The organism is Paractinoplanes maris, from assembly GCF_023544465.1.
Lineage (GTDB): Bacteria > Actinomycetota > Actinomycetes > Mycobacteriales > Micromonosporaceae > Actinoplanes > Actinoplanes maris.
This window is the reverse complement of the sequence record NZ_JALPVL010000007.1, coordinates 160,907-179,763: the sequence shown is the minus strand read 5'-3', so window position 1 is coordinate 179,763 and position 18,857 is coordinate 160,907. Positions and strand designations below refer to the sequence as shown.

Here is an 18,857-nt window from a genome sequence, read left to right as displayed (position 1 = left end):
CCCACGACAACGATGGTGGTGCAGGCACCACTATCCAGCGCTCGTTGTCCAGCGCTCGTTATCCGGCCAGGTGCAGTAGCACCGCCTTGACCCGCTTGTGCACCTCGGGTTCCTCGCCCAGCCCGAGCTTGGCGAAGATGCTGTTGATGTGCTTCTCGACCGCCCGGACGGTCAGGAACATGCCCGCGGCGATCGCCCGGTTGTCCTTGCCGGTCGCCATCCAGGCCAGCACGTCCTGCTCACGGGCCGTCAGCCCGGCCAGCGGCGACCGCTCGGCGTGCCCGCGGACCAGCGCCTCGACCACCTTGGCGTCCACCACGGAGCCGCCCGCGGCGACCGCGACGATCGCCCCCACCAGCTCCCGAGGGTCGGACATCCGTTCCTTGAGCAGATAGGCCCGGCCGGGGGAGCCGTCGGCCAGCAGCTCGACCGCGAACTCCGGATCGTCGTACTGGCTGAGAACCACCACCCCGGTCGACGGCTTCTCCTGCCGCAGCCGCGCCGCCAGGCGGATGCCCTCGTCGGTCATCGTGGGCGGCATCCGGATGTCGGTCAGCACCACGTCGGGGTCGTGCTCGGCCACCGCGGTCAGGACTTCGCCGAGGTCGGCACAGACGGCCACCAGCTCCACCTCGGGCCGGCCGGACAGCAGACTGCGCAGTCCCTCCCGGACCAGCAGACTGTCCTCAGCGACGACCACCCGAATAGGCACGCACCGACAATAGATCGTGGTGCCTGCACCAGTGCGTTGTGGCGACCCCGACCGGCAGACTGCGGGCCATGACCCTCCGCCTGCGCGCCTGCATCGCCGGTGCCGCCCTGCTGACCGTGGTGGCCGTCGCCGGGGCCGTTCCGGCGATCGGGTCCGGCGCCGGCCTGTTCGTGCTCACGTCGCTGGCCACGGGGCTGATGTTCGGGCTGACCGGCGCGTTGCTGACGGGTCTGCGCCCGGCCAACCCGCTCGGGCCGTTGCTGGTCACGGCGGGCGGCGCCCTCACCCTCGAGTTCGCCCTGCGGGTGTACGCGGCCCGTGAGCACTCCGCCGTCGCCGCGATCGGTCTCGCCCTCGACCCGTTGTTCTTCCCGGTGCCGATCGCGTTGCTGGTGCTGCTCTTCCCGGACGGACGCCTGCCGTCGCGACGCTGGCGACCGGTTCTGGCCGCCGGTCTCCTTCTGACTGTCGTCGCCGTCATCCTCAATCTGATCCGCCCAGGACCGATTCCGGATGAGACCTTCCACTACGACATCCCGTGGACCGGCGCGCTGCCCGCCGCGTCCGCCGACCGGGTGGCCGGTCTGAGCCAGATCGTCACGTCGCTCGGCCTGCTGCTTCTGGTGGTGGCGGCCGGAAACCTGGTCGTCCGGCTGGCCCGGACGACCGGCGAGGACCGCCGGCGGCTGATCCCGCTGGCCCTCGCCGGTGGCCTCGCCGCGGGATTCCTGTTGCTGCAGCCGGTTCCCGGCCTGCACGACGTCGCCGTGGCCGGCTTCGTGGCCGCGGTGGCGGTCGGGCTGCCCGCCGCCCTCATCGTCGGCGCCCTGCGCTACCGGGTGTGGGACCTCGACCAGGTGCTGGTCACCACCATCGTCTACGGCGCGCTGACCATCGGGATCACGGCGGTGTACGTCGGCGTGGTGGTCACCTTCGGCCGTGTAGCCGGCACGACCGGTTCCACGCCCGCGCTGCTGCCCTCGGTCGTCGCCACGGCGCTGGTCGCCATCCTGTTCGCACCGGTGAAGGAACGGATCAGCCGGACAGCGCGGCGGATGGTCCTGGGGGTGCGCGCGACGCCGTACGAGGCCTTGGCCGCCCTGCCCCGCCAGCTGGCCCAGACGCCCGCGCCGGGCGATGTGCTGCCGGGCACAGCTCGCGCGCTCGCCCTGGGACTCGGCGTGCCCGCGGCCCGGGTCCGCGCCTACACCGGCGCACAGGCGGGTGAGGCTTGGTTCCCCGCTACGCCGGCGCCGGAGGCGACGCCCGATCTGATCGAGGTGCCGGTGTGGCACCTGGGCGAGGTGGTCGGCGACGTGGCCGTACGGTCCTCAGTGGACCGGCCGCTGACCCCGGCCGACCGGCGGCTGCTCGCCGACCTCGCCGCGCAAGCCGGGCCCGCGCTGCGCGGTGTCATCCTCGCCGGCCGGCTGGAGCACCGGCTGGCCGACCTGGCCGCCAGCCGGCGGCGCATCGTCACCGCCGAGGCCCGCGGCCGGCGACGGCTGGAGCGCGACATCCACGACGGCGTCCAGCAGCACATGGTCGCCCTCGCGGTCAGCCTCGGCGCGGCCGAGACAGACCCGTCGGCGCTGGCCCGGGCCCGCGCCGACCTGGACCGCTGCCTCCAGGACCTGCGCGACCTGGCCCGCGGCATCTACCCACCGGTGCTGGCCACCCGCGGCCTGGTCGCCGCGGTCAAAGCCCGGGCGCGCGCCGCCCCGGCCACCGTCGAGGTCACGGCCGGCCCGGGCCTCGACGGTCTTCGCCCGGGGGAAGACGTCGAGCTTGCTGCCTACTTCGCCGTGCTGGAGGCCCTGCAGAACGCGGTCAAACACGCACCGGGCACCGCGGTCACCGTGCGCTTCGACGCCGACGACGGCTGGCTGCGCTTCACCGTGGCCGACGACGGCCCGGGCTTCGACCCGGCGCAGCCCGGCGACGGCACGGGCCTGACCGGCATCGCCGACCGCGTCGGCGCGGTGGGCGGCACGGTCGAGATCACCGCCGCCCCGGGCGCGGGCGTCCGGGTCGAGGGCCGCCTGCCGCTGACCACCGCGGCCGCCACCCTCCAGACGCCCTGACGATCGGCCCCGGTGGTCGCTGCGGTTGTCAGCTTGGCGTCGTGGTATCCGTGGGTTGAGGCGGCTCGTACTGCTCGGTGTCCGGAAGGACGAAGCGCAGCATCAGGAAGAGGACCACCACGCCGGTCATGATGACCATGGCGATGGCGCAGATCGGAGCGGCAAGCAGGGGGAACCATCCGTCGGTCCCGGTCCACAGCACGGTCAGAGCGGCGACCTCGCCGAGAAAGACGATGATGGCGACGGGCACCGTCCGCACGAGTCGCCTCGTCATGACCGTGCGATATCTCTGCGGCTCGGTCCGATAATTCGGCCAGCGCCGAGCTTCGATCGCGCGGGCCCGCTCGTCCGGGTCATGGAAGCGGTCGCCGAACCAGCCAATGGGTAGCATCCCGAGCTGCTGCGCCCGAAAACGTTGACGGAAGAAGACGTTCGCTTCGATCGCGAAGGCGATCAGAAGCGCCGGCAGGACCTGCGCGGTCGTGATGTAGAAGTCGGCGTTTCGCACGTCGACATCTTGGCAGCCCGGACAGCGGCGAGTCAGTTCCAAAACACAACGGATTAAGCTGGGGGGATGCCACGATCCCCCAAAACCGCCGATCAGGATGTCGTCAAGCGTCGCGTCTCCTGCTCGATCGCCGGTGCGCTGGAGCTGGTCGGCGAGCGCTGGTCGCTGCTCGCCATCCGCGAGATGGCCTACGGTGTGCACCGCTTCGACCAGATCACCGGATACACCGGCGCTCCGCGCAACATCCTGACCGACCGGCTGAAGAGCCTCGAGGGCTCCGGCATCGTCGAGCGCCGCCAGTATTCCGAGCGTCCGCCGCGCTTCGAATACCATCTCACCGCGGCCGGCCGCGAGCTGGTTCCGGTCCTGATCGCCCTGTCCCAGTGGGGCGACCGGTGGGGCCACGACGAGCCGATCGAGAGCTTCCCGCATTCCTGCGGGGCGCCGCTGCAGGTCGATCACACCTGCCACCACTGCCATCAGCCCGTCGTGCCCGAGGACCTCAAACCTCAGGCGATGGGTATCGCAGCTCACTGACAAGGCGTCACCGAGTCCGTTGCCTTTCGAAACTCACAGCCATACGTTGCAGTGAGTAGCAAATTGCTACTTACCGCAGGCTCCCGAGTTTCAAGGAGAGCACCATGTCGAGCACTTCCCACACCCGCCGGCTCCGCATCACCGCGGTGGCCGCCGCGACCACGGCCGCGCTGGCCGTCGTCCCAGCCGCCTCCGCCTCGGCGACCACCCAGACCCCGGCCAAGCCGACCATCGTGCTGGTGCACGGCGCGTGGGCCGACGCGTCGAGCTTCGCGCCGGTCACCGCGCTGCTGCAGCGCCGCGGCTACACCGTGCTGAACGCCCCGAATCCCCTGCGCGGCCTGGCCGCCGACTCGGCTTCGGTCGCCGCGTTCGTCAACCAGGCCACGACCGGGCCCGTCGTGCTCGTCGGCCACTCCTACGGCGGCGCCGTGATCACCAACGCGGCCACCAGCACTCCCCGGGTGACCGCACTGACCTACGTCGACGCATACGCCCCGGACGCAGGAGAGACCGTCGTGCAGCTCACCGGCGCGAAGCCGGGATCAGCGCTCGCGGCTCCGGTCGAAAGCGTCTTCGACGTCGTGCAGGACCCGTCCAGCCCGCAGGGCGACGTCGACCTCTACGTCAAGCGGAGCCTGTTCCCGCAGGCGTTCGCCGCGCACCTGCCCGCCGCCGCCGGCACGCTGCTCGCGTCCTCCCAATCCCCGATCGCCGCCGGCGCCCTGCAGGAGCCGTCCGGCGCCCCGGCCTGGAAGTCCAAGCCGAGCTGGTTCGTCATCGGTACCCAGGACAAGGTCATCCCAGCCGCCGAGCAGCAGGTCATGGCCGCCCGCGCACACGGTACGACGGTGACCGTCACCGCCGACCACCTGTCCATGGTGGAGAAGCCGACCGTCGTGGCCGCCACGATCGAGCAGGCGGCCCGGCGATGACCACCAGCGTGCACAGCGCGCCGCCGTTCGACCCGGAACTCGGTGCGGTACTCGAGGTCGTCAACCGATCGATCAGCCCCACGCTGCTCCCCGGGGACCTGCCGGCGTTGCGCGGACCGGGCTTCACGCCCACCCTCGAGCAGCTCCTCGAAGGACGCCCGATCACCCACGAGGAACACACCGTCGAAGGACCGCCGGGTGCGCCCGACATCACCGTCTCGGTCTTCCGCCGCACCGATCACCGTACGGCCGGACCCGGCTTCCTCTTCACCCACGTGGGCGGCCTCATCTTCGGCGATCGTTTTGTCGGCGTCGGCCCGGTCGTCGACTACGTGGAGCGTTTCGACGCCGTCGTGGTCACCGTCGAATACCGCCTGGCGCCGGAGAACCCGGCCCCGGCGGCCCTCGAGGACGCGTACGCCGCTCTGGTCTGGACCGCCGGGCACGCCGGCGAGCTGGGCATCGATCCCGAACGGCTGATCACGATCGGCGGCAGCGCCGGTGGCGGCCTCACGGCCGGCATCACTCTCCTGGCGCGGGACCGCGGCGGGCCCACCCTGGCCGGGCAGGTGCTCATGTACGCGATGCTCGACGAACGCAACGACACTGTCTCCGCCCGGCAGATCGACGGCATCGGCATCTGGGACCGCACCAGCAACAACACCGGCTGGGACTTCTCCCTCGGCGACCGCCGGCACACCCCGCAAGTCAGCCCGTACGAGTCACCGGCGCTGGCCACCGACCTGTCCGGCCTGCCACCGACCTACGTCGAGGTCGGCTCGGCCGAGGTCTTCCGGGACGAGGATGTCGCGTACGCCTCAAAGATCTGGGCCCAGGGAGGGACAGCCGAACTGCGCGTCTGGCCCGGCGGCTACCACCTCTTCGAGCTTCTCGCTCCCGAGGCAGGGCTGTCGGTAGCGGCCCGCGAGGCCCGCGCGGCCTGGATCGCTCGGCTCATCGCCCTCTGACAAGCACCGATGGGCCGCCGCGAGTGGAACCACTCCCGGCGGCCCACGATGCGGTGGGGGACCGAGCCTGCTGACGGCGACAGATCAGCCGTCGATGTCGATGCGCAGGGCGACCGGGATCCCCTCGGCGTCGACGTCGAGGTGGACGGGAAAGAAGCCGTCACCGACCGAGGTCATCGCGATCAGGATGTCCGCGCCACCGACGGAAATCACCCCGGCCTCGTGCTCGGCGGCTCGGACCAGGCGCATGACCTGCCAATGATGCGAGTGCGGCCGGAAGTCGAACGCGAACGTCGGCCCGTCCGGTTGGTCCCGGCGCCTCTCGATGGCCTGCCCACGCCGGATCCCGTCCTCGACCGGCAGATCCACCCACTCGTACGAGGAATCAGTGGAGCCGCCGAGCCCGGAGACGCCGAACTCGGCCGCGACCCGCTCCTGGTCGCGACCCCACAGGACCAGGTCGGCCAGCCCGTCCAGCGACCAGGTGTGCTCTCGCCAGGCACGGCGGTGACCGGCAGGGCCCGGGCCGGCGGCACCTCGATCGACAGCACCGGTACGCCCATGACGATGAATCCCGGGTCCCGGGTCCCGGGCCGCGACCGCGTGCCGGACCCGCTCCCGATGCGGGACCTGCTGCTCGAACGCCCGCAGCTTCGCATCGTGCCCGTGCTGCCGGCAGTGGTCGTCGAACGTCGCCGTGAACTCGGTGACAGCGCGGGCGGGAATGTTGTAAAGCCGGGTGCCGGTCTGCCGCTCGAAGGTCTCCCCGGCGGCCTCGGCATCCGGCCCGACGATGACGAAGTCGGTGGCCGGGCGTTCCTCGTCGTCCGGTACCCGGTCGCCGGACCACATCTCGAGACAGCCCCCGTCCGTGATGACCAGGTGCCCGGAGGGCACGTCACCTCACCCAGCTCCGCGTTAATCGCCATGATCACGAAGTCCAGGGCCGGCTGGCGGACCGTCGTCGTCACCTCGCACGCCGGACTGCTCGGGCCGCTTGAGGACGCCACTCGACGTGCCTGGTAAATCTTCACAGCCTTCGCCGCGGCCATGCTGTTGCTGCTGATCATCGGAGGTACCTCGCTGATCAGCCTGGCTCGGCTGGGCCACGCGCGTCTGCACGACCAGCTGACCGGTCTGCCCGGCCTTACGTTGTTCCTGAACCGGACCGGGACCGCCATCCGAACGGTCCGGTGGCCACGCTCTTTCTCGACCTCGACGGCTTCAAACCGGTCAACGACAGCTACGGCCACGCGGCCGGCGACGAACTGCTGAAGAAGGTCGCCGAGCGGTTACGCAAAGCGGTCCGCCCCGGCGACTATGTGAGTCGCTTCGGCGGCGACGGGTTCCTGGTGCTGTGCCCCGGCACCGAGGACGCAAACGACGCCGAAGCCGTCGCCGCTCGGGTCCAGCAGTGCCTGAACACACCGTTCGAGGTGGCCGGCCACCAGGTCGGCATCGGCGTCTCGATCAGGCTCGCCCTGGCCGACTCGCGGGCCGACAGCCCGGAGACATTGATTCAGAAGGCTGACTCGGCGCTTTATGAGCGAAGAACAACGGTGGCGGGCGCATCGAGCGGTTCACCACCGACATGTCGACCGCCCTGTCCTGAACTGTCATGGCGTCGGTACCGACCGCATCTCAGTGCACCAAGCCGATCAGCTTTCGGTAGGCGGCGAGAACCGCGTCGGCCCACATCGGCAGCCAAGAAACGCTCGACGGTAGGCGCTCAGGAGCCAGCGATGACACGCGCATCGAAGTGGATCGCCTTGTTTCCTTTGTCGATTTGAGTCACATTGACCAACGCGAAGTTTTTCTCCGCTGTCTGGACGCAGAGGGAGCTTCCTCGATCGAGTTCGTCCGGGCCGATCGGGTCTTTGCTGTACCCGGTAAGCGCCGGACACACCTGTGGGCCGTCGACCGGCCCGTCCAGCAATAGCAAGAATGTGTCGTTGACCCAGGTGGGAGGTTCGAATCCGGCGGAGGAACTCCACTTAAGATCTTGCTTCGTCCCGGGGCAAGCGCAGTCGTCATCGATTCCCCACCTCAGGTCTCGGGCAGGGGCATCCAGATTCATGACTTGGCGGGCATTCAGGATCACCGAACCGGAACGAAGCAACGCGCTCGTCGGCGCACTCGTTGGGCTGGGGATTGAGGTATTTGCAGGCCCGAGGGTGCTACCTGGGATCGAGGTGACCGCCGGGTCGGGTTGGGCTTCGGACCGGCCGGTGACTTCTTGATCATCATTCAGGCGGGTAACCGTCACGGTCGCCACCACGGAGATGGCTACGAGGCCCACAACCAGCCACAGCCGCAACCCGACAGAGACGTGATCCTTCAGCGGTGGCAATTGATTGACTGCCCAGCCCAACAGTGCGGCGACGACGGCTGCAAATATCGCGAGCGCGACGCTCAAGTGGATCTCCTTCTCCGGCGAGGTCGACAAGAGTCTGCCACTCACGCCGACTCGGCGGATCACCCGATCATCCGACGTTACATCGAGGAGACCGACTCGTCCGTCCAAGTCGTCACGTCAAGACCAAGCCGTCTTCGCGGAAGGGGCAACGCGATGTTGCCGAAGGTCGGGGACGCGCGCACAAGATCACGTGCACCCTTCTGCCGCCGACAAAGGGCTTCCCGCTTCCCAGTGCCATCACAGAGGGTGAGTGAGGTGGTGCCGGAACCCGCGAACTACACCACTCGTGCGTACCCGGAGTTCAGCTCAGCCCAGAAGCCTCCCTTGGACGATCGCGAGGTTCTTCTCCGATCGCAGCGTGTCGGGGTGATCGGGACTCAGTACTCGCCGCCGGCGCCGCAAGGTGTCTTCGGTCAGCTCCCGCGAGCGCTCGTATTCACCAAGGTTTCGGAGATCGACACCCAGGTGACTCGCCGATCGCAGTGTGTCGGGGTGATCGTGGCCCAGTATGCGCCGGCGGCGGTGCAGAGTGTCTTCATTGAGTCTTCGCGCGCGTTGGTGCTCACCGAGGCGCCGCCACGCGAGTGCGACGTTACTCGCGGTCCAGAGTGTGTCCGGGTGGTTCTCTCCCAGGATCGCCCGTCGTCGCCGGAGTGTGTCCTGCCCTATTGCGAGGGCCTGCTCAGGCTGCCCGAGCTCCAACAGATCAATGGCGAGATTGTTCTCAGAATCCAAGGTGTCCGGATGGCTCTCACCCAGGATTCTTTTTCGCAGGTCGAGAGTATGGCGGTCAAGCTGACTGGCTCGCTCGTGCTCCCCGAGCTGACGCCAGTCCACCGCGAGATTGCTCGCCGACGACAACGTATCGGGGTGGCTCTCACCGAGGACCCGCCGACGCCGATCGTACGTGTCCTGATCGACCTGTTCGGCCTTCTGGTACTCACCGAGCTGACGCCAGTCCACTGCCAGGTTGCTCGCTGCCCACAGGCTGTCCGGGTGGTCGAAGCCGAGAATCCGGCGACGCCGATTCGCGGTGTCCAGGTCCATCTCCTGCGCCTGGCGATATTCGCCCCGGATACGCAGGGCGTGACCGAGTTGTTGGGCGGCGCGCAGGGTGTCGACATCCTCCTCGCCGAGGCGGACCCTCCACGCCTCGTGGAGCGTGGTCGCGAGGTGGTGCCCAGCGTCGATCTGGCCACTCTTGAGCAGGTAGCGGGTGGCATCGCAGGCCGTCCGCCGGGTTTCCGGATCATGGCTGTCGGCGGGGTCCGTCACGAGGAGGTGCGGGATCAGCCGAGCCCACTGGCCCCAGGACGCCGAATCGTCCGTGGACGCCGGTCTCTGACTGCTCAGTAACTCACGGGCCTCGTCGCGGACCGAGACCAGCACATCGGGGTCGATGGCATCGGTGATGACGGCCCGGGTCAAGCGGTGGAACTGAATACCGCCATTGGTTGAGGTGGCCAGACCGAGCTCGACGAAAGTGCTGACGCTCGCGCGAATCTCCAGCTCCGCTTCCAGCGGACGTTCACCGGAACTTCCCCGGCGCCCGGCGAGCCAGGTCAGGGGAATCGGCTCGGGGCCCAGCGACGCGGCCACCTGCAAGAGTCTCAAGCTTGCGGCATCACCGGCCGCGAGTTGCCGCATGCTCATCGTCACCGAGGCGGTGAGCGTCCCGTCGTGGTCCCCGACCGGGCCGTGGTGCATGACCTCCCCGGCGTACTTCTCCACCAGCTGGAGGTATACCGCCACCGGTGTGCCGCTGGTTTGCATGAAGCCGGCTGCTTGAATCAGGGCGAGCGGCAGGTCTCCCAGACCCTCCGCCAGCCGATTGGCGTCCGCGCGCGAGAGCGCCGGATGTCTTCGACGGACCAGTTCCACCGATTCGCCGCGGGGCATCTCCCGCAGCTCGGTGGTCGCCCCCAAGTGGTTCCAGGCGCCGGTCCGGGATGTGATCAGTATGTGCCCCGCCCCGGACGGGAGCCAGGAGCGGAGATCGCTGGGGGACACCGCGTTGTCGAAGATCAGCAACCAGCCGGAAGTGGCGTTCAGGTGGCCCAAGACGCGTGTCACGCTCGTGGTGAGATCGTCACTGGAGCGCGCCAAGTGAAGGGCCACAGCCAACTGAGCGAACCGGGCCCCGATCAATGTCGGATCCTCGGCCGGTATCCACCACACGATCCGGTACTTCGCTCGGTTTGTGTGAGCGTAGTGGGCCACGAGCTGTGTCTTGCCTATTCCGCCCATCCCTTGCACGGTCTGCACCGCCACGCCGGCCGATTCGGAGAACCGCGCGGAGAGGGTGTCCAGCACGACCTCCCGGCCGACGAACTCGGGATTCGGCAGGATCGGGATGCTCCACGTGGCCGGGCCGGTGACGGATTTCTTGCCGGCGACCGACTTCGCCTTGCCGGCCCATACACACAGCGGAGCGGCCACGACGGCGGCGGCGAGCCCGGTCGCAGTCTGGACCCAGCCATCGTCCCAGGCCGGGAAGAGTCGGCCGAGTCCGAAGACCGCCGACGCCGCACCGACCGTGGAGCCGGTGGTGATCACCCATCGCCATATCCGCCGCACGTTCCCTCCACCACTCCCTTCAAAGGCCACCGGTGCCGCCGCTTGTCCGTCAACCCATGCGGTCACGCAGAATCGGGATAGAGGCGATCTTGCTGGACGTGAGGTGACTGGGATAGATCCCGCTGGGTCGATACGGTGATCCGCAGCGCACCACTTCGACCGGGCTCGCGATCACGTCGAGGCGGAAGTCATGCGCGGTCTCGGGAAGCTCTTCGTGCACGACTTGCAACTCGTGGACGGTGGTCGCCAGTACGGTACGCGCGGTGATCAGTCCAGCCTCGACGAGAAGCGCCAGTTCGATATCTGCGTACCCGCCTCCTTTGCCGACGCGGGCGCCGTTGCGATTGACCGCCACGCTGCCACAGACCGCCAGATCGATCTCGCGCATCTCGTCGAAGCCCACTGACGGAGCGAGCCGCGCCGCACCGTCGATGGTGGCGGCCTCGGGAGCCTGCTCGCCGAGTTCGGCCGGATCGAGAAAGTAGAAAGGATGGGGGCCGGCGAGGTAGGGAACGGCCATGTAAACCACTTTGCCCTCGGCCAACGCGTGGAGCCGTACCGGAAACTGCGCTGTGTCCGGGTTGACCTTGAGCGTTTCCGCTGCTTCCCAGGCGGCCGTTTCGGCGAGTCGCTGAGCAGCCACGTCCGCGGCGCTGAAGCGCGGAATGCGACCGGTCGCGCCCAGCGGGTACGACACACCGTGTGCGTCCAGCAGAGACCACATCCTTTCGCGTACGGCTGCTTTGCAAGCGCCGAGATCCCCGCTGATCCGGGTCATGCGTTGGTCTCGGCCCAACGAATCGCGTTCTCGATGAGCACCGGCAGATCGGGCGGTGTATCCAGTCGGCTGATCTCGTCGATCGGGACCCATCGCGCCAGACCGACCTCGTCCAGCTCTATCCGGATGTCCGTGGAAACGGCCCGCAGTACATAGACGAAGTCGATGTGGTGGTGGAGGCCGAGTCCGTCTCTGTCGTCCGCTGTCACCTCGATGATGGCGAACGGCATCGGGTGTCTCGTCACGGACGGGTGGTGCGAGCGCGTGTCGGCCAACACCCGCGTGCGGATTCCCGTTTCTTCCTCGACCTCGCGGATCGCCGTCTCGGCGGGCGTTTGATTCGGTTCGACGTGACCACCGGGATACAGCCATTTCCCGATTTTGTTGTGGTGGACGAGCAACACCCGCTTGAGGTCTTCCTGGACCACGATGGCGCTCGCAGTGAAGTGCCGCACCATCATCGTGCCGGCCCTCCAACCTCCGAGTGTCGCGGTCATTGTAGTCGCGCGATGACCCCGTCCGGCTCACCGCTGTGGTCCCGGGATCAGCGGCTCAGGCCGTACAGGTCTTCGATCGTGCCGGCCAGGCCGGCTTTCACGGTGACGGCGAGGTCGTCGGCCAGGACCTCGTGCTCGCCGGCCTCGAGACCGTCGTAGCCGGCCCGCACGATGTCGGCCGGGTCGTTCTTCTCGTCGGTCACCATCGAGATCATCGGGGTGTCGGTGTAGCCCAGGTGCAGCCCGACGACCTGGGTGTGCTGGCCGGCCAGCTCGACCCGGAAGGCGTTGGTGGCACTCCAGAACGCGGCCTTGGTGGCGCTGTAGCCGCCGGTTACGCCGAGCCAGCTGAGCACGGAGTGCACATCCAGGAAGGCGCCGCCGCCGTTGGCGCCGAGGATCGGCGCGAAAGCCCGGTTGACTTCGACGGCGCCGAAGAAGTTGGTGTCGAACAGTTCGCGGATGCGCTTCATCGGCGTACCCGTGATGGTGTCGCCGTAGTCGTAGATCCCGGCGTTGTTGACGACGATGGTGGCGTCACCGGCTGCGGCGGCCGCGGCGCCGATGGACGCCGGGTCGGTGACGTCGAGGGGCAACGGGATCACGCGGTCGTCGTTCCACTTCCGGGGCATGCGGGCGGTGGCGTAGACCTTGGCGGCGCCGCGGTCGAGTGCCTGCTTGATGAACTCCTGCCCGAGTCCGCCGTTGGCTCCGGTCACGACGACGACGGCGTTCTTGATGCTGGTCATGCGATCCTCCTGAGCTGCATTGGAAAATGCAACCTAGCAGTCGACGGGGCCGGGAAGGCCGGTTTGTGGTGGCGCTCACCTGGGTTGCAAAAAACAATTCAGCCGCTATGTTGAACGCCATGTCACGCCTGAGGATCGACCGGCGGTCGCCGACTTTGTGGACCGCCACCTTCGCCAACCCGCCGATCAACCTGATCGACGCCCCGATGGTCCTGCAGCTGCAGAAACTGCTCACGGCCGCGGAGGCCGACGAGCAACTCGCCGTCATCGTCTTCGACAGCGCCGATCCCGACTTCTTCCTGGCGCATTGGGACATCGCCGCCGACCCGGCCTCGACGGAGGCGTTGCCGCTCGGGCCGACCGGGATGCACCCGTGGCTGGACGTGCTCGTCCGGCTCGCCCGCCTGCCGCAGATCACCATCTCGGCGTTGCGGGGCCGGGCCCGCGGTGCCGGCAGCGAGTTCGCCCTGGCCACCGACATCCGGTTCGCCAGCCGGGAACGCGCCGTGCTCGGGCAGTTCGAGCTGGGCGCCGGCGCTGTCCCCGGCGGTGGCCCGGCCACCCGGCTGCCGCGTCTGGTCGGCCGGGGGCGGGCCCTGGAGATCCTGGCCGGCGCCGAGGACTACAACGCCGACCTGGCCGAACGGTACGGCTACGTCAACCGCTCGATCCCCGACGCCGAGTTCGTCACCTTCGTCGACCGGTTCGCCGAGCGGATGGCCGGGTTCGACACCCGGGCCCTGCGCGAGATGAAAGCCTTTGTGGACACCGTGACGCTACCGCCCGCGGCGGAGTTCCCGCCGCAGATGAACGCGTTCTGGACGTCAGTGGCCCGGCCCGAGACGCAGGACCGCACCCGTCAGCTTTTCGAGCTCGGCCTGCAGCAACGCGGCGACGCGGAGCTGCACCTCGGCCGCTATCTGGACCGCCTGAGCCGGCCGGAGTCCGGCCTCGAGGAAAGTGGGCCGCGGTGACCATCGACAAGCTCGCCGGTTCCAGCTGTTCGGTGTCGCGCAGCCTGGCCGTCCTGGGTGAGCGCTGGACACTGCTGATCATCCGGGACGCCCTGAGCGGGCTGACCAAGTTCGAGGCGTTCCGGGAGTCCCTGGGTCTCGGGGCCGACGTGCTGGCCGATCGGCTGGCCACGCTGGTCGACGCCGGTGTCCTGGAGAAGCGCGGCTACCAGGAGATCGGGGCGCGGGCGCGGTGCGAATACCACCTGACCGCGGCGGGACGGCAGCTTCACGTCGTCATCGGCGGCTTGCAGCTCTGGGGCGACGCGAATCTGCCGAGGCCGGCCGGGCCGTCGACCGAGCGCCTCGATCGGCGTACCGGCAGGCCGGTCCGGGTCGCCTTCGTCGATGAGGGCGGGCGGCAACTGCCGGAGGAGAAGATCGACGTGGTCCACCACAACGGCTATCCGAACCGTCTGTGATCCTCCGCCGGGGGGCTACGCGACGATCGCAGCCAACGCCGTATGGACCGAGCTGACGGCGCTGGCGCCCTCGCCGACCGCGGCCGCGACGCGTTTCATCGAGCCGGCGCGGACGTCCCCGGCGGCGAAGACCCGCGGCCGGCTGGTCTCGAAGGGCAATGGTCGGCGTCCCAGCGTCGCCCATTGTGCGCCCAGGTCGCCGTCGTCGAGCTGGGCGTCCGTACGCAGGAAGCCGTGATCGTCGGTGGCCAGACCCTCCAGCCAGGCGGTTGCCGGGGTGGCGCCGATGAAGCAGAACAACCCGGCGCACTCCTGCGGCCCGGCGTCGGGGAACGGCCCGGACAGGGTCACCGCCTCCAGGTGGTCGTCACCGTGCAGCGCGGTGACCTGGGTGCCGGTGCGGACGGTGATGCCCGGGTCGGCGAGGATGCGGTCGGCCAGATACGCCGACATCCCGGCCCGCAGATCGGGACCGCGGACGATCAGGGTGACCTGGCTGCCGCGGGCGGCGAGGTAGAGCGCGGCCTGGCCGGCGGAGTTGGCGCCGCCGACCACGGCGACGGGGCGCTCGCCACAGGCGCGGGCTTCGATCTCGGTGGCGGCGTAGTAGATACCGGCCCCTTCGAACTGCGCCCACCGCTGCAGGGGCAGGGCCCGGTATCGGGCGCCGGTGGCGATCACCGCGGCGCCGGCGCAGATCGTGGTGCGATCGGTGAGCACGACGCGGACCTGGCCGGGCTCGGAGTGCAGTTCGGCGACCTCGCACGGGCTGGCGATGCGGGCGCCGAATTTCTGGGCCTGCACGGCGGCGGCCGCGGTGAGGTCGTTGCCGCTGATGCCGGAGGTGAAGCCCAGATAGTTCTCGATGCGGGAGCTGGACGCCGCCTGCCCGCCGGCCGCGACCGAGTCCAGCACCAGCGTGCGCAGTCCCTCGGAGGCTCCGTAGACGCCGGCCGCGAGCCCGGCCGGGCCGGCGCCGATGACGACCAGGTCGACCTCTTCGCCGCTGCGAGGCCGGTAGGACAGGCCCAAGTGGTCGGCGAGCAGGAGGGGTGTGGCCCGCCGCAGGACAGCGCCGGGGGTGATCACCAACGGCAGGTCCCCGGCCGAGGCCGACACCGCCCGGGCCAGTGCGGAGCCGGTGGGTGTATCGATGTCATTCCAGGTGTGGGGCAGTTGCAGGCGGCCGGCGTAGGTCCGCAGCGCCAGGGCGGCTGCGGAGGCGTCGTGCCCGACGATCTCCAGGCTGCGGGCGGCCTGACCGTCGCGCAGGTCGCGGCGCCGGGCGATCAGGGCCCGCAGCACGATGTCGGACAGCTCCGGGTCGCGGTCCATGAGCGTACGGAAAGCGTCTGTGCCGACCCGGAGAACGGCCGAGGCCTCGGTGGTGCGGGCGCTGAGATACGCCGATTGCCGGGTGAGCAGGTTGAGCTCGCCGGTGAACTCGCGCGGGCCGTATCGGGCGACGACGGCCTCGTTGTCGTCGGCGGTCGACGGTCGCACGATGGCCACCCGGCCGGACTCGACGAGAATCATGTCGGCCACCTCGTCCCCGGCGCGGAAGATCCAGGTGCCGGCGGGCAGGTGGTCCGCGACGCCGTACGCGCTCAATCGGTGCCATTGCTCGTCGGTGAGAGCGGGTCGTGCCTCGGTCGGGTTCGGTTCCATGCCACGACTCCCATCTAGGTTGTAAAAAACAACCTAGCAGGGACGCGGCCTAACGCGGATAGACGGCGGTGCGCACCGCGTCGACCTCGTCGAGGGGAACCTCGTGGCCGTCGCCGTCGACGAAGGCCACCCGGACCGGCGCCGAGGTCTCATGCTCCTGGCGAACCACGGTCGGGCCGCCCTCCCAGGGCAGGTGGACATCGCCCCATTGCTGCAGGCCGGCGATGACGACGTGCAGTTCCTGACCGGCCGGCGTCAGGTGGTATTCGTAGCGGGTCCGGCGGCCGGGTTCCTGGTATGCCTGCTTGGTCATGATGCTGTTCTCGACCAGGGTGCCGAGCCGGTCGCTGAGCACGTCGGCGGCCATTCCGAGGTTGGATCGGAAGCCGTCGAACCGGGTCTCGCCCTCGAAGGCGAGCCGCAGGATGAGCAGGGTCCAGCGCTCGCCCAGGACGGACAGGCTGCGGGAGACCGAGCAGCTGCTGTCGCGCAGCTTCGTGATGGGCATGAGGTTCGCCTCCGGAGAAACTGTTCAACTTTTCCAGCGTACAACTTTTCCAACCCAGGTGTGACGGCCCGGACATCTGGATTGTTTTTCCCAATCCAGGGGCGCACAGTGGCGGGAGACCCCGACCCACCAACGTGCGGAGCGCATCATGCCGACCCCCGTCGTATTGATCCACGGTCTGTGGATCCACACTGCCGCCTGGAAGCCCTGGCACGACATGTTCGCCGAGGCCGGGTACGCGACCCATGCCCCGGGCTGGACCGGCGACGACGCCACCCCGGCGGCCACCCGCGCCCGGCCCGAGGCCGTGGCCGGCCTCGGCGTCGCCGAGCTCACCGCCGGCTACGCCCGCTACATCGCGGAACTCCCCGGCAAGCCCATCGTCGTCGGGCACTCGTTCGGTGGCCTGATCGCCCAGAAGCTGCTTGCCGCCGGTGTCGCGGCCGCCGCCGTCGCGATCAGCCCGGCACCGATCAAGGGCGCCGGCAAACTTCCCTTCGCCCAGATCCGCTCGGCCTTGCCGGTGCTGCGCAACCCCCGGAACAAGACCCGGGCGGTCGCGCTCAGCGAGCGCCAGTTCCGGTACGGGTTCGGCAACGCGCTCGACCGCGACGAGTCGCGGCGGTTGTTCGACGCGTACGCCATCCCCGGTCCCGGGCGGCCGGTCTTCGAGCTCATCGCGGCCAAGAAGGACCCGCACTCGCCGACCGAGGTCGACCTCACCGCCGATCGGGGCCCGCTGCTGATCACCGGCGCCACCGACGACCACACCGTCCCGGAGGTCGTCAGCCGCCAGGCCTACGGGCTCTACTCCGGCTCACCGGCGGTGACCGACTACCACGCCTTTGGGGGCCGCGGCCACTCCCTGGTCTTCGACAGCGGCTGGTCGGACGTGGCCCATTACGTCCTGGGCTGGATCGACCGGCAGGACCTGTCCGCAGCACGACGCTCCCACCAGTCCCTCTCGGAAGGAACCCTGTGACCATCACCCGACGCGGCCGGCGCATCGCCGCCGCCGTAGCCACCGGCCTGCTGCTCGGCGCAGGCACCCTGACCTCTTCGCTGTCCTCGGCGGCGGCCGCCCCAGCTCAGTCCGGCTCGGGCCGGCCGACGATCGTGCTCGTGCACGGCGCCTGGGCCGACGGCTCCAGTTGGTCCGGCGAGATCAGCCGCCTCCAGCGCCGCGGCTACACCGTCGACGTCGCACCCCAGCCGGGTCGCGGCCCCGCCGAGGACTCCGCCTACCTGCGCGACTACCTGGCCGCGGTCACCGGCCCGATCGTGCTGGTCGGGCACTCGTACGGCGGATTCGTCATCACCGGCGTCGCGACCGGCAACCCCAACGTCAAGGCCCTGGTGTACGTGGACGCCTTCGCCCCCGACCAGGGCGAGTCGATCGGCAGCCTCACCGGCGGATCCGGCTCGGTCCTCGAGCCCGCCCTGACCGACCCGGCCCGCGTCTTCCGCCTCACCGGATACCCCGGGGCACCGGCCGGAGCGGGCGACTCCTACGTCCTCCCGGCGATCTTCGCCTCCGAGTTCGCCGGTGACCTGCCCCGTGATCAAGCCGCTGTTCTCGCGGCGACCCAGACGCCGTTCGCCACGACCGCGTTCGCCGAACCGTCGAGCGCCCCGGCCTGGAAAACCGTCCCCTCATGGGCGGTCATCAGCCGCCAGGACAAGGTGATCCCGCCCGCCGCCCAGACGCTGATGGCGGCGCGCGCCCACGCGCGGGTCACCCGGATCAACGGGTCGCACCTGTCGCTGATCTCCCACCCGGCCGAGGTCACCGACGTGATCCTCACCGCCGCCACGCACTGATGGCGGCCGCCGAGGAGCCGGTGCTCTCGCGCCGGGCCTACGGCGGGTCCAAGGGGCGCCTCGAGGCCTTCAGCGACGGAGTGCTGGCCGTCGTAATCACCCTGCTGGCGCTCGACCTGCACGTCCAAGCCGACGGGCCGGGCAGTCTGGCCCCCCAGCTGCGCCACGAGTGGCCGTCGTTCGCGGCGTTCGCACTGAGCTTCTTCGTCGTCGGCGTCATCTGGGTCAACCACCACGCGCTCTTCGCGCTCGTGGCCCGGGTGGATCGGACGGTGGTGTTCCTCAACCTGCTGCTTCTGATGTGGGTCACCACCATCCCGTTCAGCACCTCGGCGCTGGCCGACTATCTGCGGACCGGCGGCCTCGACACCCACCTCGCGGTTCTGCTCTACGGCATCTCGAACGAGGGGATGGCGCTCAGTTTCACGCTCATCCTGCGGCACCTGCTGCGCCGCCAGCTGCTGCGGTGGTCGCCCGGTGCCGGTGAGGCCCGCGGATCGCTGCGGCGCTTCGGCCTCGGCACCGCTCTCTATCCGGTGATCACCCTGGTCGGATTCTTCGCACCGGTGGTCATGCTGCTGCTCTACGCCGCTCAGACCGGCTTCTACATGGTCGAGCAGACCCCGATTCTTCCTCCTTCCACCTCTGACTGAACGGTCGCTCT

Annotated in this window: 20 protein-coding genes; 10 read left to right on the top strand and 10 right to left on the bottom strand. The window is 69.3% G+C overall.

Going from position 1 to position 18,857, the window contains the following annotated elements:
• Positions 1 to 58: 58 nt before the first annotated feature.
• Positions 59 to 712, bottom strand: a complete 654-nt coding sequence (locus tag NAG42_RS44950) for a response regulator transcription factor (RefSeq protein ID WP_250032394.1) — start codon at positions 710 to 712, stop codon at positions 59 to 61.
• A gap of 68 nt (positions 713 to 780) precedes the next feature.
• Here NAG42_RS44950 and NAG42_RS21445 point away from each other — a divergent pair, with 68 nt between their 5' ends.
• Complete coding sequence (locus tag NAG42_RS21445; RefSeq protein ID WP_250032393.1) at positions 781 to 2,796, top strand: sensor histidine kinase; 2,016 nt, start codon at positions 781 to 783, stop codon at positions 2,794 to 2,796.
• 28 nt (positions 2,797 to 2,824) lie between these two features.
• On the opposite strand, the gene NAG42_RS21440 is transcribed toward NAG42_RS21445, so the two are convergent.
• A complete protein-coding gene (locus NAG42_RS21440; protein ID WP_250032391.1) occupies positions 2,825 to 3,304 on the bottom strand; it encodes a hypothetical protein in 480 nt (159 codons plus the stop codon).
• 66 nt (positions 3,305 to 3,370) lie between these two features.
• On the opposite strand from NAG42_RS21440, the gene NAG42_RS21435 reads away from it, so the two are divergent.
• The 3 genes from NAG42_RS21435 to NAG42_RS21425 all read left to right on the top strand — a co-directional run bounded on the left by NAG42_RS21435 (position 3,371) and on the right by NAG42_RS21425 (position 5,744).
• Positions 3,371 to 3,841, top strand: a complete 471-nt coding sequence (locus NAG42_RS21435) for a winged helix-turn-helix transcriptional regulator (protein ID WP_250032390.1) — start codon at positions 3,371 to 3,373, stop codon at positions 3,839 to 3,841.
• 104 nt (positions 3,842 to 3,945) lie between these two features.
• Complete coding sequence (locus NAG42_RS21430) at positions 3,946 to 4,776, top strand: alpha/beta fold hydrolase (protein ID WP_250032388.1); 831 nt, start codon at positions 3,946 to 3,948, stop codon at positions 4,774 to 4,776.
• On the top strand, positions 4,773 to 5,744 hold the full coding sequence (locus NAG42_RS21425) for an alpha/beta hydrolase (protein WP_250032386.1): 972 nt from the start codon (positions 4,773 to 4,775) through the stop codon (positions 5,742 to 5,744). The genes NAG42_RS21430 and NAG42_RS21425 overlap by 4 nt, the downstream gene beginning before the upstream one ends.
• Before the next feature lie 84 nt (positions 5,745 to 5,828).
• Here the strand turns inward: NAG42_RS21425 and NAG42_RS21420 are convergent, their stop codons facing one another.
• Complete coding sequence (locus NAG42_RS21420) at positions 5,829 to 6,641, bottom strand: hypothetical protein (RefSeq protein ID WP_250032385.1); 813 nt, start codon at positions 6,639 to 6,641, stop codon at positions 5,829 to 5,831.
• A gap of 122 nt (positions 6,642 to 6,763) precedes the next feature.
• Here NAG42_RS21420 and NAG42_RS21415 point away from each other — a divergent pair, with 122 nt between their 5' ends.
• Positions 6,764 to 7,534: a diguanylate cyclase domain-containing protein gene (locus NAG42_RS21415; protein WP_284045714.1), complete on the top strand. Its 771-nt coding sequence runs from the start codon at positions 6,764 to 6,766 to the stop codon at positions 7,532 to 7,534.
• Here NAG42_RS21415 and NAG42_RS21410 read toward each other — a convergent pair.
• The 5 genes from NAG42_RS21410 to NAG42_RS21390 all read right to left on the bottom strand — a co-directional run bounded on the left by NAG42_RS21410 (position 7,474) and on the right by NAG42_RS21390 (position 12,761).
• Positions 7,474 to 8,160 carry a hypothetical protein gene (locus NAG42_RS21410; RefSeq protein ID WP_250032380.1) on the bottom strand — a complete coding sequence of 229 codons (687 nt, stop codon included), beginning with the start codon at positions 8,158 to 8,160 and terminating at the stop codon, positions 7,474 to 7,476. The two genes, NAG42_RS21415 and NAG42_RS21410, sit on opposite strands and share 61 nt — an antisense overlap.
• Before the next feature lie 306 nt (positions 8,161 to 8,466).
• Positions 8,467 to 10,716 carry an FxSxx-COOH system tetratricopeptide repeat protein gene (gene fxsT, locus NAG42_RS21405; protein WP_250032378.1) on the bottom strand — a complete coding sequence of 750 codons (2,250 nt, stop codon included), beginning with the start codon at positions 10,714 to 10,716 and terminating at the stop codon, positions 8,467 to 8,469.
• A gap of 70 nt (positions 10,717 to 10,786) precedes the next feature.
• Entirely contained in the window at positions 10,787 to 11,515 is a 729-nt protein-coding gene (locus NAG42_RS21400) for a 5-formyltetrahydrofolate cyclo-ligase (RefSeq protein ID WP_250032377.1), read from the bottom strand.
• Positions 11,512 to 11,976, bottom strand: coding sequence for an NUDIX hydrolase (locus tag NAG42_RS21395; RefSeq protein WP_250032375.1), 465 nt, complete (start codon positions 11,974 to 11,976; stop codon positions 11,512 to 11,514). Before NAG42_RS21395 ends, NAG42_RS21400 begins: the two co-directional genes overlap by 4 nt.
• Positions 11,977 to 12,059: 83 nt before the next feature.
• Positions 12,060 to 12,761 carry an SDR family oxidoreductase gene (locus NAG42_RS21390; RefSeq protein WP_250032373.1) on the bottom strand — a complete coding sequence of 234 codons (702 nt, stop codon included), beginning with the start codon at positions 12,759 to 12,761 and terminating at the stop codon, positions 12,060 to 12,062.
• A gap of 119 nt (positions 12,762 to 12,880) precedes the next feature.
• Here NAG42_RS21390 and NAG42_RS21385 point away from each other — a divergent pair, with 119 nt between their 5' ends.
• Both NAG42_RS21385 and NAG42_RS21380 read left to right on the top strand, forming a co-directional pair.
• Complete coding sequence (locus NAG42_RS21385; RefSeq protein ID WP_250032372.1) at positions 12,881 to 13,735, top strand: enoyl-CoA hydratase/isomerase family protein; 855 nt, start codon at positions 12,881 to 12,883, stop codon at positions 13,733 to 13,735.
• Positions 13,732 to 14,196 carry a winged helix-turn-helix transcriptional regulator gene (locus NAG42_RS21380; protein WP_250032370.1) on the top strand — a complete coding sequence of 155 codons (465 nt, stop codon included), beginning with the start codon at positions 13,732 to 13,734 and terminating at the stop codon, positions 14,194 to 14,196. Before NAG42_RS21385 ends, NAG42_RS21380 begins: the two co-directional genes overlap by 4 nt.
• A gap of 15 nt (positions 14,197 to 14,211) precedes the next feature.
• Here the strand turns inward: NAG42_RS21380 and NAG42_RS21375 are convergent, their stop codons facing one another.
• Positions 14,212 to 15,864, bottom strand: coding sequence for an FAD-dependent oxidoreductase (locus tag NAG42_RS21375; protein WP_250032368.1), 1,653 nt, complete (start codon positions 15,862 to 15,864; stop codon positions 14,212 to 14,214).
• A 49-nt stretch (positions 15,865 to 15,913) separates the two neighbouring features.
• Positions 15,914 to 16,372, bottom strand: a complete 459-nt coding sequence (locus tag NAG42_RS21370) for a winged helix-turn-helix transcriptional regulator (protein ID WP_250032367.1) — start codon at positions 16,370 to 16,372, stop codon at positions 15,914 to 15,916.
• Positions 16,373 to 16,520: 148 nt separating this feature from the next.
• On the opposite strand from NAG42_RS21370, the gene NAG42_RS21365 reads away from it, so the two are divergent.
• The 3 genes from NAG42_RS21365 to NAG42_RS21355 are packed head-to-tail and all read left to right on the top strand — an operon-like array spanning position 16,521 to position 18,846.
• Positions 16,521 to 17,354 (top strand): alpha/beta hydrolase, encoded by an 834-nt coding sequence (locus NAG42_RS21365; RefSeq protein ID WP_250032365.1) that lies wholly within the window; start codon positions 16,521 to 16,523, stop codon positions 17,352 to 17,354.
• The gene (locus NAG42_RS21360; protein ID WP_250032364.1) at positions 17,351 to 18,193 is read left to right on the top strand and encodes an alpha/beta fold hydrolase; all 843 of its coding nucleotides are present in this window, start codon (positions 17,351 to 17,353) and stop codon (positions 18,191 to 18,193) included. Before NAG42_RS21365 ends, NAG42_RS21360 begins: the two co-directional genes overlap by 4 nt.
• The gene (locus tag NAG42_RS21355; protein ID WP_250032362.1) at positions 18,193 to 18,846 is read left to right on the top strand and encodes a TMEM175 family protein; all 654 of its coding nucleotides are present in this window, start codon (positions 18,193 to 18,195) and stop codon (positions 18,844 to 18,846) included. Before NAG42_RS21360 ends, NAG42_RS21355 begins: the two co-directional genes overlap by 1 nt.
• Positions 18,847 to 18,857 lie beyond the last annotated feature (11 nt).

Coding starts and splice junctions, on each gene's coding strand:
- NAG42_RS21445 (WP_250032393.1), top strand. CDS start 781: ATGACCCTCCGCCTGCGCGCCTGCATCGCCGGTGCCGCCCTGCTGACC.
- NAG42_RS21435 (WP_250032390.1), top strand. CDS start 3,371: ATGCCACGATCCCCCAAAACCGCCGATCAGGATGTCGTCAAGCGTCGC.
- NAG42_RS21430 (WP_250032388.1), top strand. CDS start 3,946: ATGTCGAGCACTTCCCACACCCGCCGGCTCCGCATCACCGCGGTGGCC.
- NAG42_RS21425 (WP_250032386.1), top strand. CDS start 4,773: ATGACCACCAGCGTGCACAGCGCGCCGCCGTTCGACCCGGAACTCGGT.
- NAG42_RS21400 (WP_250032377.1), bottom strand. CDS start 11,515: ATGACCCGGATCAGCGGGGATCTCGGCGCTTGCAAAGCAGCCGTACGC.
- NAG42_RS21395 (WP_250032375.1), bottom strand. CDS start 11,976: ATGATGGTGCGGCACTTCACTGCGAGCGCCATCGTGGTCCAGGAAGAC.
- NAG42_RS21390 (WP_250032373.1), bottom strand. CDS start 12,761: ATGACCAGCATCAAGAACGCCGTCGTCGTCGTGACCGGAGCCAACGGC.
- NAG42_RS21385 (WP_250032372.1), top strand. CDS start 12,881: ATGTCACGCCTGAGGATCGACCGGCGGTCGCCGACTTTGTGGACCGCC.
- NAG42_RS21375 (WP_250032368.1), bottom strand. CDS start 15,864: ATGGAACCGAACCCGACCGAGGCACGACCCGCTCTCACCGACGAGCAA.
- NAG42_RS21370 (WP_250032367.1), bottom strand. CDS start 16,372: ATGCCCATCACGAAGCTGCGCGACAGCAGCTGCTCGGTCTCCCGCAGC.
- NAG42_RS21365 (WP_250032365.1), top strand. CDS start 16,521: ATGCCGACCCCCGTCGTATTGATCCACGGTCTGTGGATCCACACTGCC.
- NAG42_RS21355 (WP_250032362.1), top strand. CDS start 18,193: ATGGCGGCCGCCGAGGAGCCGGTGCTCTCGCGCCGGGCCTACGGCGGG.